Origin of the sequence: Luteimonas terrae (assembly GCF_004358165.1) — a bacterium.
GTDB classification, from domain to species: domain Bacteria; phylum Pseudomonadota; class Gammaproteobacteria; order Xanthomonadales; family Xanthomonadaceae; genus Luteimonas; species Luteimonas terrae.
The window spans coordinates 1-13,891 of record NZ_SMTG01000009.1 but is presented as its reverse complement, the minus strand read 5'-3'; the positions used below and the strand labels follow the sequence as shown (position 1 = coordinate 13,891).

Below are 13,891 nucleotides of genomic sequence, written 5' to 3'. Positions count from 1 at the left end.
TCCTTTCGATGGGGCTGGGCGGGATACGGTAAGCTGGCGCGGCTGTCCGCCGCCGTGTGTGCCGAGTGTACGCGCGCGCGGGTACGGCCCCCCACAGTTGCAGGAGCGTTCGATGCGTTTGGTTCTTCTCGGTGCACCCGGTTCGGGCAAAGGCACGCAGGCAGCGCGGTTGAAGGACCATCTGCAGGTGCCGCACATCTCCACCGGCGATCTGCTGCGCGCCGAAGTCGCCGCCGGCACGCCGCTGGGCCTGGAGGCCAAGACCATCATGGCGCGCGGCGATCTGGTGTCCGACGAGATCCTGCTGGGCATGCTCGAAGACCGCTTCTCGCGTGAGGACACGCAGTCCGGCTTCATCCTAGACGGCTATCCGCGCAACCTCGCCCAGGCCGCCGCGCTCGATGCGCTGCTCAAGAAGCTGGGCGTGCAGTTCGATGCCGCCGTGCAACTGGAAGTCGACAACGAACAGATCATCGAGCGCCTCGCCGGCCGTGCGCAGGCCGAAGGCCGCGCCGACGACAGCCCCGAATCGGTGCGCCATCGCCTGAACGTGTACGACCAGCAGACCGCGCCGGTGATCGCGTTCTATCGCGAGCACGACCAGCTGACCGTCGTCGATGGCGTCGGCTCGCTCGACGAAGTATTCGCCCGCATCGTCAAGGCGATCGGCCGGGAGCAGGCGGCGGCCTGATCGCGGCTCGCGTCGGCTGTCGATCTTCCGCGTCGTCCTGCAGGAATTCCGCGCTTGAAACTGCACATCCTGGGTATCGCCGGCACCTTCATGGGCGGCGTCGCCGCGCTCGCGCGCGAACTCGGCCACCGCGTCGAAGGCAGCGACCAGGCGGTGTACCCGCCGATGTCGACCCAGCTCGAGACGCTGGGCATCGGCCTGCACCAGGGCTACGACCCGGCGCACATCGGCGCCGACGTCGATCATGTCGTGATCGGCAATGCGCTCTCGCGCGGCAATGCGGCGGTCGAGGCCGTGCTCGATGCCGGCCGGCCCTACACCTCGGGCGCCGAGTGGCTGCGCGACCACGTGCTGCCCGGCCGCGACGTGCTCGCGGTCGCGGGCACGCACGGCAAGACCACGACCACGACGATCCTGTCGTTCCTGCTCGAAGCCGCAGGCCGCGCGCCCGGTTTTCTGATCGGCGGCGTGGCGGAGGATTTCGGCGCGTCGGCGCGCATCGGCAGCGGGCGCGAATTCGTCGTCGAAGCCGACGAATACGACACCGCGTTCTTCGACAAGCGCAGCAAGTTCGTGCACTACCGCCCGCTGGTCGCGATCCTCAACAACCTCGAATACGACCACGCCGACATCTTCCCCGACGTGGCCGCGATCCAGCGCCAGTTCCACCATCTGGTGCGCACGGTGCCGGCGCGCGGCCGGCTGCTGGTCAACGGCCACGACGCGCGTCTGGACGAGGTGCTGGCGATGGGCTGCTGGACGCCGGTCGAGCGCTTCGGCTTCGATCCCGCGTTCGATTGGTGCGCGGTCAAGCGCCGCGACGACGGCAGCGCGTTCGACGTGCTGCGCGGTGGCGCGCACGTCGGTACGGTCGACTGGCCGCTGCTGGGCGACCACAACGTGCTCAACGGACTGGCCGCGCTGGCGGCCTGCGCGGCGGTCGGTGTCGACATCGCCACCGCGTTGCCCGCGCTCGCCGGTTTCCGCAGCGTCAAGCGCCGGCTCGAAGTGCTGGGCGACGCGCGCGGGATCACCGTCTACGACGACTTCGCCCATCACCCGACCGCGATCGCGACCACGCTGGCCGGCCTGCGGGCGAAGGTCGGACAGGCGCGCATCGTCGTGGCGATGGAGCCGCGCAGCAATTCGATGCGCCTGGGCGCGCACGCCGATGCGCTGGCGCCGTCGCTCGATGCGGCGGACGCGGTGCTGTTCCTGCATCGCCCGGAGCTGGCCTGGGACGCCGGCGCGGTGGTGGCCGCGGTGCGTGGCGACTCGCGCGCCGTGCCCGATGTCGACACACTGCTGGCCGCGCTCGGCGATCTCGCGCGCCCTGGCGACCATGTCGTCTTCATGTCCAACGGCGGCTTCGACGGCGCGCCGCGGCGTTTCGCCGCCGGCCTGCGCGACTGAGCGCCGACGCCGCGCCGCGTAGACTGGCCGCATGTCCGAAGACGCGTCCCTGCCGTTGTTCCCGCTGCGCACGGTGCTGGTGCCCGGCGCCGCGCTGGGGCTGCGCGTGTTCGAACCGCGCTATCTCGACATGGTCCGCGAGTGCGGCCGCCGTGGCACCGGCTTCGGCATCAGTCTGATCCTCGACGGCGAGGAGTCCGGCACGCCCGCGACACCGGCCGGCGTGGGCACTGCGGCGGTGATCGAGGATTTCGACGTCGGCGCCGACGGCATCCTCGCGCTGCGCGTGCGCGGCACCCGGCGCTTCCACGTGCGCCGCACGCGGGTGCGCGACAACGGGCTGATCGTCGCCGACGTGGACTGGTGCGCCGACGATCCCGACGTCGACCTGCAGCCCGAACATGCCCTGCTGGGCGTGGTGCTGCGCAAGATCCTCGAGCGCATAGACGGCGGCGACCAGGCGTTTCCCGAGCCGCATTTCGACAATGCCGCGTGGGTGGGCTGGCGGCTGGCCGAACTGCTGCCGCTCGAACAGACAGACCGTCAGCTGCTGCTGCAGGAGGACGACCCGGACGAGCGGCTCGCGATGCTGCTGCGGCTGGTCGACATCGAGGACTGAGTGCCGCGCCGTCGTGTAGGCGCACCCGTCGCCGCACGTTCCGACACTGCGCCGCCTCGCCTATGAACGCGATGTGTCCTGCACCGAAGCCGGCGCCGCGCCCGCGGTTCGCAGGCGCAGGGTCGGCACGCCCGATTGCGGATGCACCTCTTCGCGCGAGGGGAACGCATCGAGCACTTCGCGCAGGCCGCGGTGCACACCGTGCGCATCGGGCTGGGGCTGCCACAGACCGAAGGCGTTGAACGGCCGCGTGTAGCGCATCGACTGGCTGGTGCCGACCCACAGCTCGGACCCGTCGTCGAGCTGGACCGGCGCACGCCACAGGCGCAGCACCTCGACCAGATCCTCGCCGCTGTCGCGACGCATCAGCAGCGTCTCGGCGACCGCATCGAGCGTCGCCGGCAGCACCGGATGCTCGGCCTGGGGCACCGCGTCGTCGAGCAGGTTGAGCATGCGCATCCAGTCCGCCTGCGGCTGCACCTGCCAGCCCTGCGCTTCCAGACGCGTCTGCAGCGGTGCCAGCGGACCGGCGATCTGCAGGTCCAGCGGCCAGCGATGGGCGGGATCGCGCTCGCGCAGCTGGCCGGGCAGGCGCGTCCAGTCCGTGGCCCACCAGGCGTCGGCCGACAGGCTGATCGGCGGCTGCTTGGGCGCGAACTTCGCCAGCAGCGGGTCCACCGCACGCGGCGCATGCCACAGCGCCGCGACGCCGAAGGTGATGTAGAAGATCAGCGCGACCGGGCGCATCCAGAACGAGCGTTCGACGTGGCGGCGGTAGGCGATGCCCAGTACCAGCAGCCACACGCTGCCCAGCAGCACGCCGCCGACGATGTCGCTGAGCCAGTGCGCGCCCAGGTACAGCCGGGCGAAACCGAGCACCGCCACGATCACGCCGGCCACCAGATACGGCCACACGCGCGTGCGGCCCGGCAGCTCGCGTGCGATCAGCACCGCGAAGAAGCCGAACACGATGGTGCACATGGTGATCTCGACCGCCGGGAAGCCGAAGCCGCCGTGCACCGTGGGCGGGCGCGGCATGTCGACCATCGCGCCGAGCAGCGCGGTCAGCGCCATGCCGAACGCGAGCGCGGCCAGCCAGTGCGCCGCGCCCAGCCAGCGCCGGCGCCAGATCAGCCAGCCCAGCGTCAGCGCGACTGCCGGGCCCAGCACGTGCACGTCGCCGATCGAGGCCAGGCCCGCCATCAGGCGGTCGGCCAGCGGATTGCGCAGCTCGTACATGAACTGGAACACGCTCTGGTCGATCAGCAGCGGCTCGCCGCGCATGATCACCGTCGCCAGCAGCGCGAAGCAGGCCCAGCCGAAGGCCAGCAGGCAGACCGCGAGAATCGCCAGCGAGGCGGACTCCGGCCGGTTCGGGTCGACCAGCGCCATCGCGTACCGCCCGAGCGTGGGGTGCGCACGCGACCACGCCAGCAGTCGCGCAAGCAGCGAATTGGCGTGCGCGTCGAACCAGCGGTAGGTGTAGATGACGACGGCCCAGGCCAGCGCCAGCACCACCAGCAAGGCGCCGAGCACCAGGGCCAGCCGGTCGGCGACCGCGGCCACGGCATCGTAGGACGCGCCGAACAGCCAGCCCGGCGCCAGGAACAGCGCGCCCCAGGACAGGCAGGCCGCGCCGCTGATCGGCAGGTACTGGCGCATCGGCATGTGCGCGATGCCGGCAATCGCGGGCACGAACGGCCGGATCGGGCCGACATAGCGCGCCACGAGGATGCTCTTGATCGCATTGCGGCGGAACACCGTCTCGCTGCGGTCGAGCAGCTGCGGATACTTGCTGAACGGCCAGACGTTGCGCAGGCCGTGGCCCCAGCGGCGTCCCACCCAGTAGCTCACGCCGTCGCCGGCCATCGCGCCGATCGCCGCGCAGGCCACCGCGTACGGGCCCGAGATCTCGCCCAGTCCGATCAGCACGCCGATCGCGAACAGGATCGGCAATGCCGGCACGATCGCGCCGAGGATGATCACCGAGTCGCAGAACGCGACGAGGAAGATCACGATGCCGGCCGCGACGGGGTGGTTGCCCACCCAGGTCACGAGACTGTTGAAGAAGTCGGTGAGCATCCCTCCATTATGGCAGCGGCCTTCCGGCGCCAATGTTGCGGGATGTAACGGCGGCAGGCCGGCGCTCAGGAACGGCCGTGCGCTGCGACGCTCCGTACAATGCGCCGCATGCGCCATCACCACGCCACCGATACCGCCACTGAAACGCAGGCGCTCAAGTCCGACAGCTTCGGTCGCATCTCGCTGATGCGCGATGCGCGCGGCATGCTGTTCGTGCGGCGCGACCTGCGCCACGTGCCGCTGTGGCTGCGCCTGCCGGCGTGGTGGCTGGCCAGACGGGAGGCGCGCGGGCTCGATGCGGTCGCCGGCATGCAGGACGTGCCGCAGCTGCTGGCCTGGGACGGGCGTCGACTGGACCGCAGCTACATGTCGGGTGCGGCGATGTACCAGCGTCCGCCGCACGGCGATCTGGCGTACTTCCGTCGCGCGCGGCGCCTGCTGCAGGGGCTGCACCGGCGCGGCGTCGCGCACAACGATCTGGCCAAGGAAGCCAACTGGCTGGTGCTCGACGACGGCCGCCCGGCGATCATCGATTTCCAGCTGGCCGTGCGCGGCGATCCGCGCTCGCGCTGGATGCGCCTGCTGGCGCGCGAGGATCTGCGGCACCTGCTCAAGCACAAGCGCATGTACTGCCGCGCCGAGCTGACGCCGGTGGAGAAGCGTGTGCTCAAGCGCACCTCGTGGCTGCGTGATCTCTGGTTCCGCACCGGCAAGCCGGTCTACCGCGTCGTGACGCGGAAGATCCTCAAGTGGGAAGACAACGAGGGGCAGGGGCCGAAGCCCTGAGCGAAAGGCGGGAATGTTTTTTTTCGCGGGTACGCCGGTGCCAAACCCGTCGGCCTTGGCGCCTACTTCGCTTCGCGCAATGCGATCACGCTGCGTCCCTCATAACGCCGCTCGGCGGTGAAGTCGTAGCCCAGCTCCAGGAAGCCGACGTCCTCGCAGGCGTGGCAGGTGCGCATCGGCACATCGAAGCGCAGGCGCAGGCCACCGTCGGGTGCGGCTTCGCTGCCAACCGCGCGCGCGGGCGGGAACGGCATCGCATCGGGATGCGCCTCGAGGAAGGGCTTGAGCTCGCTGCGCAGGCGCGCCGCACCGGCGGGCAGCACGTTCTCGTCCACGTCCACCGCGCGGCCCTCGGCGTCCACCAGCCACAGGCCCTGGTTGGTGTTGGCGCGGAACGGATAGGTGATCTCGGCATGGCCGACACCGTCGACCTCGCGCCAGGCACTCACGTAGCCGGGATTGCCCAGCGCGATCAGACGTGTCGTCGCCGCCAGCGCATCGGGCGACGCGCCGCCGGCACGCATCGTCGACACCAGGCAGTCGTCGACATCCGTCTGGCCCGTGCGGCAGGCGGACACGTCGCCCTGCCAGACCGCATCGGCGCGGACGACCAGATCGCCATCGGCCGCGGCGTCGAGGTCATCGGGTGCCTGCTCAGGTGGCGGGGCATCGGCGGGCGGCTGCGCCGGCGTCGCTGTGGCGGCCGGCGCGAGCGCCGCGGGCGTGGCAGGCGGTGGCGCGGCATCGCAGGCGGCGAGCGACAGGGCGAACAGCGCAAGGGCGGCGTGGCGCATCGGCAGGTCCAGCTGCGGAAGAAACGCCAGTATCGCGCCGTCGCCTGAACGGGTTTTGGACCCCGCGCGCATAATGGCGACGACTTCTTCGAAGGAACGCGCGGCATGTCGACGCTGGCCGGCAAGACCCTCTTCATCACCGGCGCCTCGCGCGGCATCGGCCTGGCGATCGCCGAGCGTGCGGCGCGCGACGGCGCCAATGTCGCCATTGCGGCCAAGTCGGATGTCGCCAATCCCAAACTTCCGGGCACCATCCACAGCGCCGCACGCGCGGTCGAGGCGGCTGGCGGCCGCGGTCTGGCCCTCAAGTGCGACATCCGTGAGGAAGACCAGGTCCGCGCCGCCGTCGCCGCGACGGTCGAGGCCTTCGGCGGCATCGACATCCTGGTCAACAACGCCAGCGCGATCTGGCTGCGCGGCACGCTCGACACGCCGATGAAGCGCTTCGACCTGATGCAGGAGGTCAACGCCCGCGGCAGCTTCCTGTGCGCACAGGCCTGCCTGCCGCACCTGTTGAAGGCCCCGAACCCGCACATCCTGACCCTGTGTCCGCCACCGTCGCTCGACCCCAAATGGTGGGCGCCGCATACCGGGTACACGCTGGCCAAGATGGGCATGAGTTTCGTCACCCTCGGCCTGGCGGCCGAGTTCGGCCCGCAGGGCGTTGCGGTCAATGCGCTGTGGCCGCGTACGCTGATCGGCACCGATGCGCTGAACATGATTCCGGGCGTCGAACGCGGCAACGGCCGCAGCCCGGCGATCATGGGCGACGCCACGCACGCGATCCTCGTGCGCGACGCCGCCGGCTTCCACGGCCGTTTCCTGATCGACGACGAGGTCCTCGCCGAAGCCGGCATCACCGAGCTCGACGCCTACGCGATCGATCCGTCGCAGCCGCTGCTGCCGGACCTGTTCCTCGACTGACGCGCCGCGACGACGCGCCGGGGCCGCACCGTACAATCGCCAGCCCCACGCTCCGAGCGACTCCGCGCCATGTCCACGCCTGCCGACCTCATCGCCCTCGCCCAGCGCCACGTGTTGCCCGTCTACCGGCCGCGCGAGCTGGTGCTCGAACGCGGCGACGGCGCACGCCTGTGGGACAGCGAGGGCCGCGAATACGTCGACCTGTCGTCGGGCATCGCGGTCTGCGGCCTCGGCCACAACGATCCCGACCTCGTGGCCGCATTGGTCGAACAGGCCGGCAAGCTCTGGCACACCAGCAACGTCTTCTACAGCGAGCCGCCGCTGCGCCTGGTCGCCGAACTGGTCGAAGCCAGCGGTTTCGCCACGCGCGCGTTCCTGTGCAACTCCGGCGCCGAGGCCAACGAGACCGCGATCAAACTGGTGCGCAAGTGGGCGACCGCGCAGGGCCGCGGTCCCCACCGCCGCGTCATCGTGACCGCGCGCGGCAGCTTCCACGGCCGCACGCTGGCCGCGGTCACCGCGACCGCGCAGCCCAAGTACCAGGCCGGTTACGAGCCGCTGCCCGGCGGGTTCCGCTACATCGACTTCAATGACATCGGCCAGCTCGAAGACGCGATGGCCTCGGGCGATGTCGCGGCGGTGATGCTCGAGCCGGTGCAGGGCGAAGGCGGGGTGATGCCTGCCGCCGACGGCTATCTCGCCGCCGTGCGTGCGCTGTGCGATCGCCATGACGCGCTGCTGGTGCTCGACGAGATCCAGTGCGGCATGGGCCGCACCGGCACGCTGTTCGCGCATCCGCAGGACGGCGTGGTGCCCGACATCGTCACGCTGGCCAAGGCGCTCGGCGGCGGCTTTCCGATCGGCGCCCTGCTGGCCGGTCCCAAGGTCGCCGAGGCCATGCAGTTCGGCGATCACGGCACCACGTTCGGCGGCAACCCGCTCGCCGCGGCGGTCGCGCGCGTCGCGCTGCGCAAGCTGGCGACGCCGGACATCGCCGCCAACGTCGTGCGCCAGTCACGCGCGCTGCGCGATGGCCTGGCCGCGCTCGATGCCGAATTCGACCTGTTCTCCGAAGTGCGCGGTCGCGGCCTGATGCTCGGCGCCGTGCTGCGTGCCGAACACGCCGGCCAGGCCGGTGCGATCCTCGACCATGCCGCGCGCCATGGCCTGCTGATGCTGCAGGCCGGTCCCGACGTGCTGCGCTTCGTGCCGGCCCTCAACATCGCCGATGCCGACATCGCCGAAGGTCTGGCGCGCCTGCGCGCGGCGCTGGTCGACCATCTCGGCGCTCAGGCCAGCGCGTAACGTCGCAGCACCTTCCGCATCGAACGCGCGTCGACCACCGTGTCGGCGTGCAGGCCGGCGGCGCGGGCGCCCCGCACGTTGACGAACAGGTCATCGACGAACAGCGTCTCGTGCGCGTTCGCGCCGAAGTGCGTGAGCGCGTGGTCGAAGATCGCGCGCTGGGGTTTACGCACGCCCAGCACCCCGCTGCACAGCACGCGGCCTTCGAGCGCCGGGAACAGCGTTGGCACGATGCGTGGGATCGCGTGCAGCATCAGCGGGCCGTTGTTGGTGAGAACGCCGATCGGCATCCGTGTCGCGAGCGTCTGCACCATCGCGATGGCGCCGGTGTCCGCCTGCGTCGCGGCGACCCGCGCGTCGATCCAGGTCGCGGCGTCGATCGGCGACCCCAGGCCATCACCCAGTCGCGCGAGATAGGCGGACGTATCGAGCGCACCGCTGTCGTAAGCGCGCTCCAGTCCGGACCCGAACAGCGCGGCGCCGGCCTGCGTCGCGCTGCAGCCGGTCGCCGCAGCCAACGCGCGCAGGCGCGTTGCCCGCGAATAGCGCGCCAGCACGCCGTCGAAGTCGAACAGCACCAGCCGCAGCGGCGCCACTGTCACCCTTCGCGCGTCTCCGCCGGCAGGCTGTGACCGCAGCGCCGGCAGTGCCAGGCTTCCTGCTCGTGATCGGTCAGCGCGCACTCGGGGCAGCGCACCTGGCGGCGCTTGGGCCGCAGGGTGCTGGCCAGTTCGGCGGTATAGATGCCGGTCGGCACGGCGATGATGCTGTAGCCGATGAGGATCAGGATGGAGGTGATGAAGCGCCCGACCGGCGTGCCCGGCGAGATGTCGCCGAATCCCACCGTGCCCATCGTCACCACCGCCCAGTACATGCCGGTCGGAATGCTGGTGAACCCGTGCGCCGGCCCTTCGATGACGTACATCAGGGCGCCAAAGATGATCACGATCGTCACCACGGTGCAGACGAACACCGCGATCTTGCGGCGGCTGCGCATCAGCGCCGTGATCAGCACACCGGCTTCGCTGGAGTACTGCACCAGCTTGAGGATGCGGAAGATCCGCAGCAGCCGCAGAACGCGGATCACCAGCAGGTACTGGCTGCCGGCGATGAGCAGCGACAGGTAACTGGGCAGGATCGCCAGCAGATCGATCACGCCGAAGAAGCTGGTCGCATAGCGCAGCGGGCGGCGCACGGCCCACAGCCGCAGGCCGTACTCGATGGTGAACAGGATCGTGAACACCCATTCGGCCACGAGCAGGGCCTGATGCCAGCGCGCCTTGATCGAGGGCTCGCTGTCGAGCAGCACGATCACCACACTGGCGACGATCGTGGCGATCAGCGCCAGATCGAAATTGCGCTCCGCCGGCGTGTCGTGGTGGAACAGCAGCCGGTAGAAACGATTGCGCAGGCCGGTGGGGCTGCCGGGCAGGAAGTCGCGTTCGAACACGCTGGCCTGCGGATCGACCTCCGGCGGTGCCGGCCTGCGCGCGCTCATCCCTGCGCGCCCGCCAGTTCGGCGAAAGCCTCGCGTGCAGCCGCAATGGTGGCGTCGATGACCGACGCATCGTGCGCCGAGGACATGAAGCCGGCCTCGAACGCCGACGGCGCGAGAAACACGCCACGCGCGAGCATCGCGTGGAAGAAGCGGTTGAAGGCCGCGGTGTCGCAGGCAACGGCCTGCGCGTAGGTGTCGACGTAGGGCTGGTCGGTGAAGAACAGGCCGAACATCGCGCCGACGCGCGTCGTGGTGAACGCAATGCCGGCCTCGCGCGCCGCGGCTTCCAAGCCGTCGCACAGCGTGTTCGAGGCCGTTTCGAGCGCGTCATGGAAGCCGGGTGCCGACACCAGATCCAGCATCGCCAGACCCGCCGCCATCGCCACCGGATTGCCGCTCAACGTGCCGGCCTGGTAGATCGGCCCGGCCGGCGCGATCTGCTCCATCAGTTCGCGGCGACCGCCGTAGGCGCCGACCGGCATGCCGCCGCCGATGATCTTGCCGAAGGTGCTGATGTCCGGCGTCACGCCGTAGCGTGCCTGCGCGCCACCGAGCGCGACGCGGAATCCGGTCATCACCTCGTCGAAGATCAGCAGTGCGCCGTGCTGCGTGCACAGATCGCGCAGATGTTGCAGGTAGCCCTCGCGCGGCGGCAGGCAGTTGGCGTTGCCGACGACGGGCTCGATGATCAGGCCGGCGATGTCGGCACCGGAGGTTTCGAACAGCGCGGTCGCCGCCTCGAAATCGTTGTAGGGCAGCGTCAGCGTGAGATCGGCCAACACCTTGGGCACGCCCGGCGAGGTCGGCACGCCGAAGGTCAACGCGCCGCTGCCGGCCTTGACCAGGAACGAATCGCCGTGGCCGTGGTAGCAGCCTTCGAACTTGACGATGCACGGCCGGCCGGTCGCGCCGCGCGCCAGACGGATCGCCGACAGTGTCGCCTCGGTGCCGGAATTGACCATGCGCACCATCTCGCACGACGGCACCAGCGCGGTGATGCGCTCGGCCATCGTGATCTCGGCTTCGGTCGGTGCGCCGAACGACAGGCCATCCCCGAGCACGCGCTTGACCGCCTGGCGCACGTTCGGATGGTTGTGGCCGACGATCATCGGTCCCCACGAGCCTACGTAATCGATGTAGCGGTTGCCGTCGACGTCGAACAGGTAGGGGCCGTCCGCGCGCTGCACGAAGAACGGCTCGCCGCCCACCGATTTGAACGCGCGCACCGGCGAATTCACGCCGCCGGGCAGCAGGGTGCGGGCGCGTTCGAACAGGGCATGCGAGCGGGACGTATCCATGGAAACTCCGGTGAAGAAGGGTCAGGCGCCGAATGCGGCGCGATAGGCCTGCGCGGCGGCGGCCGGATGGCGGGCGGCGAAGACGCCGCTGATGACGGCCACGAGATCGGCGCCCGCGGCCGCGAGCAGGCGGGCATTCTCCGGCGTGATGCCGCCGATCGCCACCCGCGGCACGCCGAGCGGCGCGGCCTCGCGCAGCAGCGACTTGTGCGCCACGCGCGCATCGGGCTTGGTCGGCGAGGGAAAGAACGCGCCGAAGGCGACGTAGCTCGCGCCGGCTTCGACCGCGCGCTGCGCCAGCGTGATGTCGTCGTAGCAGGACGCGCCGAGGATCGCGCCGGGGCCGAGTGCAGCGCGGGCATCGACCAGCGCACCGTCGTCCTCGCCGACGTGCGCACCGTCGGCGCCGAGCTCGGCCGCCAGCGCCCAGTCGTCGTTGACCAGCAGCGGCACGCCGGTCGCGCGGCACAGTGGCAGCAGGGCCTGCACCTGCGTGCGACGCAGCGCGGCGTCGGCGCGCTTGTTGCGGTACTGCAGCCAGGTCGCGTGCGGCAGGACGGCGGCGACCTGGGCCAGCAGGCGCGCGGTGTCGGGTTCGTCGGGCGTGAGCAGATACAGACCGCGCGGGGCGGACGGGGCGGCGTTCATCGACGTGGGTTCCGGTGGGGAGGGCGCGATGGGACAATGCGGCCCGCTTCCGCTGCCGCACGACCATTATCCGATGAACACTCCGACGACGCAGGGCGCCTACCAGACCTGGATGTGTGTGGTCTGCGGTTTCATCTATGACGAGGCGGTCGGCATCCCGGACGAGGGCATCGAGGCCGGTACGCGCTGGGCCGATGTGCCCGATACCTGGACCTGTCCGGACTGCGGCGTGACCAAGGACGACTTCGAGATGATGGCGCTCTGAGGCGCCATCCGGGCTAGTGCGCGCGGTCGCGGGTCAGGCCGATCCGTACCAGTTGCTCGCGCACCGCCTCCGCATCGGCCGCATCCGGATGCCGATGCACGTAATGCCCCAGATCCTCGCGCGCACCTTCGACGTGGCCAAGCGCCAGATAGCCCAGCCCGCGATCGCGTAGTGCGTCCGGCGTACCTGGCGCCAGCGTCAGCAACCGGTCGGCGCAGCGGACCGCCCGCATCCAGTCCTCGGCCTCGGCATAGGTGCCGTGCAGGTTGCGCAGCATGCGCATCAGCATCGTGCGCGTGCCCGCCGGTCGCAGCAGGCGGGCCAGCGTGTCGTCGTCCGCTTCGCCGCCGTCGATGTGCGGCGCCACCCGGGCGCGCAGCTCTTCGAGGTCCAGCGGGCGGCCCGCATTGAACGGGTCCATGACCAGCATGCCGTCGCCCACCGGCAGACGCACCAGGAAGTGCCCGGGGAACGAGATGCCGTCCAGCGCCACGCCCAGACGACGCGCGACGTCCATCTGCACCGTCGCCAGTGCGATCGGATTGCCGAGACGCCGCTCGATCACTTCGTTGAGATAGCTGTTGCGCGGGTCGTAGTACGCGTCGTGGTTGCCCGCGTAACCGACTTCCTCGAACAGATGCCGGTTGATCGCCTGCATCTTCAGCGGCATGCGCTCGATCGCATCGACCTCGACGCGGAGGTGGTCGGCATGGCCCTGAAGCACTGCATCGAGATGTGCGGCATTCAGCGCCGGGTACTCGTCGCGTGCGATCAGCAACGTACCGGCGAACAGCGGGAGTGCGTCATCCGCTGTCGCGGCCAGCGACGTCCACTCGGGCAGTTGCAGTGGGGTGTGCATGGAATCAGCCTGCGCCCGCGTCGGAATGCCCGCAAGCGCGTTCCATCAGGGCGCGGGAATCGAAGGCGAGAACACCAGCGTCTCGCCATCCTTCAGCCCGATGCGCTGCGCCTCGCCTGCATTGAGTTCCAATACATAGCGTGCGGGTGCGTCGCTCGGATACGACGGGCAGCGGTTGCCGCCCGAGCACGGCGGCACGTCGCGCTGCTGCGAGACGAGCTTGCGGGCGTCGTCGAAGTAGAGGATGTCGAGTGCGATGCGCGTGTTCTTCATCCAGTACGCCTGCGGCGCTTCGCTGTCGTGGATGAAGAGCATGCCGTGGCCTTCCTCTAGGACGTCGCGGAACATCAGACCGCGGGCGCGCGCCTCGTCGCTGGCCGCAATTTCCACCTTGTATCGATTGCCGGCCAGTTCCACCCAGTCGCCACCGCTGGCGCAGGCGGGCAACAGGAAGGACGCAAGCAGAGAGAGCAGAAGGAGGCGGAACGCGCGCATAGGAGGATGTCCGTAGTGGGTGCATGCACCATCGAAGAGCGCCCTGCGAGCGTCAAGAAAAAAATCTTCGATCCAGGGTTCCCAAACCGATTTCATCTATGCATAATTCGCGCCCCGCTTGACGGGCTGCACTTCGGCGCAGCGCTCGAACGGGGCAGAGTTCGAAACACGCTTCACACGGTGTTGACAGACTCGAAAGTCGCGGTAAGATGTG

15 protein-coding genes are annotated in these 13,891 nt (G+C 69.9%); 7 read left to right on the top strand and 8 right to left on the bottom strand.

Features of this window, described 5'->3' with window-relative positions; all coding sequences use genetic code 11:
* Window positions 1-112: 112 nt before the first annotated feature.
* Genes E2F49_RS15310 through E2F49_RS15300 form a run of 3 tightly spaced genes read left to right on the top strand, consistent with a single transcriptional unit; the run spans window position 113 to window position 2,723 of the window.
* Window positions 113-691 carry an adenylate kinase gene (locus E2F49_RS15310; RefSeq protein ID WP_133394698.1) on the top strand — a complete coding sequence of 193 codons (579 nt, stop codon included), beginning with the start codon at window positions 113-115 and terminating at the stop codon, window positions 689-691.
* 54 nt (window positions 692-745) lie between these two features.
* Window positions 746-2,104 carry a UDP-N-acetylmuramate:L-alanyl-gamma-D-glutamyl-meso-diaminopimelate ligase gene (gene mpl, locus E2F49_RS15305; RefSeq protein WP_425481399.1) on the top strand — a complete coding sequence of 453 codons (1,359 nt, stop codon included), beginning with the start codon at window positions 746-748 and terminating at the stop codon, window positions 2,102-2,104.
* Window positions 2,105-2,135: 31 nt separating this feature from the next.
* Complete coding sequence (locus E2F49_RS15300; protein ID WP_133394697.1) at window positions 2,136-2,723, top strand: LON peptidase substrate-binding domain-containing protein; 588 nt, start codon at window positions 2,136-2,138, stop codon at window positions 2,721-2,723.
* Between the two features lie 60 nt (window positions 2,724-2,783).
* On the opposite strand, the gene E2F49_RS15295 is transcribed toward E2F49_RS15300, so the two are convergent.
* Entirely contained in the window at window positions 2,784-4,805 is a 2,022-nt protein-coding gene (locus E2F49_RS15295; RefSeq protein ID WP_133394696.1) for a bifunctional DedA family/phosphatase PAP2 family protein, read from the bottom strand.
* A gap of 108 nt (window positions 4,806-4,913) precedes the next feature.
* On the opposite strand from E2F49_RS15295, the gene E2F49_RS15290 reads away from it, so the two are divergent.
* The gene (locus tag E2F49_RS15290) at window positions 4,914-5,591 is read left to right on the top strand and encodes a protein kinase family protein (RefSeq protein ID WP_133394695.1); all 678 of its coding nucleotides are present in this window, start codon (window positions 4,914-4,916) and stop codon (window positions 5,589-5,591) included.
* Between the two features lie 62 nt (window positions 5,592-5,653).
* On the opposite strand, the gene E2F49_RS15285 is transcribed toward E2F49_RS15290, so the two are convergent.
* Window positions 5,654-6,385, bottom strand: coding sequence for a hypothetical protein (locus tag E2F49_RS15285; RefSeq protein WP_133394694.1), 732 nt, complete (start codon window positions 6,383-6,385; stop codon window positions 5,654-5,656).
* A gap of 105 nt (window positions 6,386-6,490) precedes the next feature.
* Between E2F49_RS15285 and E2F49_RS15280 the strand changes: the two genes are divergently transcribed.
* Together E2F49_RS15280 and E2F49_RS15275 are read left to right on the top strand one after the other, a co-directional pair.
* On the top strand, window positions 6,491-7,309 hold the full coding sequence (locus tag E2F49_RS15280; protein WP_133394693.1) for an SDR family oxidoreductase: 819 nt from the start codon (window positions 6,491-6,493) through the stop codon (window positions 7,307-7,309).
* A 69-nt stretch (window positions 7,310-7,378) separates the two neighbouring features.
* Window positions 7,379-8,614 carry an acetylornithine transaminase gene (locus E2F49_RS15275; protein WP_133394692.1) on the top strand — a complete coding sequence of 412 codons (1,236 nt, stop codon included), beginning with the start codon at window positions 7,379-7,381 and terminating at the stop codon, window positions 8,612-8,614.
* Here the strand turns inward: E2F49_RS15275 and E2F49_RS15270 are convergent.
* From E2F49_RS15270 to thiE, 4 genes are read right to left on the bottom strand one after another with little or no spacing between them, the layout of a single operon-like run.
* The gene (locus E2F49_RS15270; protein WP_133394691.1) at window positions 8,599-9,216 is read right to left on the bottom strand and encodes an HAD-IA family hydrolase; all 618 of its coding nucleotides are present in this window, start codon (window positions 9,214-9,216) and stop codon (window positions 8,599-8,601) included. The genes E2F49_RS15275 and E2F49_RS15270 overlap by 16 nt on opposite strands.
* A complete protein-coding gene (locus E2F49_RS15265) occupies window positions 9,213-10,112 on the bottom strand; it encodes an ion transporter (protein ID WP_133394690.1) in 900 nt (299 codons plus the stop codon). Before E2F49_RS15265 ends, E2F49_RS15270 begins: the two co-directional genes overlap by 4 nt.
* The gene (gene hemL, locus E2F49_RS15260) at window positions 10,109-11,410 is read right to left on the bottom strand and encodes a glutamate-1-semialdehyde 2,1-aminomutase (RefSeq protein ID WP_133394689.1); all 1,302 of its coding nucleotides are present in this window, start codon (window positions 11,408-11,410) and stop codon (window positions 10,109-10,111) included. Before hemL ends, E2F49_RS15265 begins: the two co-directional genes overlap by 4 nt.
* 21 nt (window positions 11,411-11,431) lie before the next feature.
* Window positions 11,432-12,058, bottom strand: coding sequence for a thiamine phosphate synthase (gene thiE / locus E2F49_RS15255; RefSeq protein ID WP_133394688.1), 627 nt, complete (start codon window positions 12,056-12,058; stop codon window positions 11,432-11,434).
* 73 nt (window positions 12,059-12,131) lie between these two features.
* On the opposite strand from thiE, the gene E2F49_RS15250 reads away from it, so the two are divergent.
* Window positions 12,132-12,323, top strand: coding sequence for a rubredoxin (locus E2F49_RS15250; protein WP_425481397.1), 192 nt, complete (start codon window positions 12,132-12,134; stop codon window positions 12,321-12,323).
* A gap of 13 nt (window positions 12,324-12,336) precedes the next feature.
* Here the strand turns inward: E2F49_RS15250 and E2F49_RS15245 are convergent, their stop codons facing one another.
* On the bottom strand, window positions 12,337-13,182 hold the full coding sequence (locus E2F49_RS15245; RefSeq protein WP_133394687.1) for a SirB1 family protein: 846 nt from the start codon (window positions 13,180-13,182) through the stop codon (window positions 12,337-12,339).
* 45 nt (window positions 13,183-13,227) lie between these two features.
* Complete coding sequence (locus E2F49_RS15240) at window positions 13,228-13,677, bottom strand: DUF192 domain-containing protein (RefSeq protein ID WP_133394686.1); 450 nt, start codon at window positions 13,675-13,677, stop codon at window positions 13,228-13,230.
* Between the last annotated feature and the right edge of the window lie 214 nt (window positions 13,678-13,891).

Excerpts from the sequence above, each read along its gene's own strand:
- E2F49_RS15250 (WP_425481397.1), top strand. The coding sequence starts at position 12,132 with ATGAACACTCCGACGACGCAGGGCGCCTACCAGACCTGGATGTGTGTG.
- hemL (WP_133394689.1), bottom strand. The coding sequence starts at position 11,410 with ATGGATACGTCCCGCTCGCATGCCCTGTTCGAACGCGCCCGCACCCTG.
- E2F49_RS15265 (WP_133394690.1), bottom strand. The coding sequence starts at position 10,112 with ATGAGCGCGCGCAGGCCGGCACCGCCGGAGGTCGATCCGCAGGCCAGC.
- E2F49_RS15300 (WP_133394697.1), top strand. The coding sequence starts at position 2,136 with ATGTCCGAAGACGCGTCCCTGCCGTTGTTCCCGCTGCGCACGGTGCTG.
- E2F49_RS15285 (WP_133394694.1), bottom strand. The coding sequence starts at position 6,385 with ATGCGCCACGCCGCCCTTGCGCTGTTCGCCCTGTCGCTCGCCGCCTGC.
- E2F49_RS15290 (WP_133394695.1), top strand. The coding sequence starts at position 4,914 with ATGCGCCATCACCACGCCACCGATACCGCCACTGAAACGCAGGCGCTC.
- E2F49_RS15275 (WP_133394692.1), top strand. The coding sequence starts at position 7,379 with ATGTCCACGCCTGCCGACCTCATCGCCCTCGCCCAGCGCCACGTGTTG.
- E2F49_RS15240 (WP_133394686.1), bottom strand. The coding sequence starts at position 13,677 with ATGCGCGCGTTCCGCCTCCTTCTGCTCTCTCTGCTTGCGTCCTTCCTG.
- E2F49_RS15310 (WP_133394698.1), top strand. The coding sequence starts at position 113 with ATGCGTTTGGTTCTTCTCGGTGCACCCGGTTCGGGCAAAGGCACGCAG.
- E2F49_RS15245 (WP_133394687.1), bottom strand. The coding sequence starts at position 13,182 with ATGCACACCCCACTGCAACTGCCCGAGTGGACGTCGCTGGCCGCGACA.
- E2F49_RS15295 (WP_133394696.1), bottom strand. The coding sequence starts at position 4,805 with ATGCTCACCGACTTCTTCAACAGTCTCGTGACCTGGGTGGGCAACCAC.
- E2F49_RS15280 (WP_133394693.1), top strand. The coding sequence starts at position 6,491 with ATGTCGACGCTGGCCGGCAAGACCCTCTTCATCACCGGCGCCTCGCGC.
- thiE (WP_133394688.1), bottom strand. The coding sequence starts at position 12,058 with ATGAACGCCGCCCCGTCCGCCCCGCGCGGTCTGTATCTGCTCACGCCC.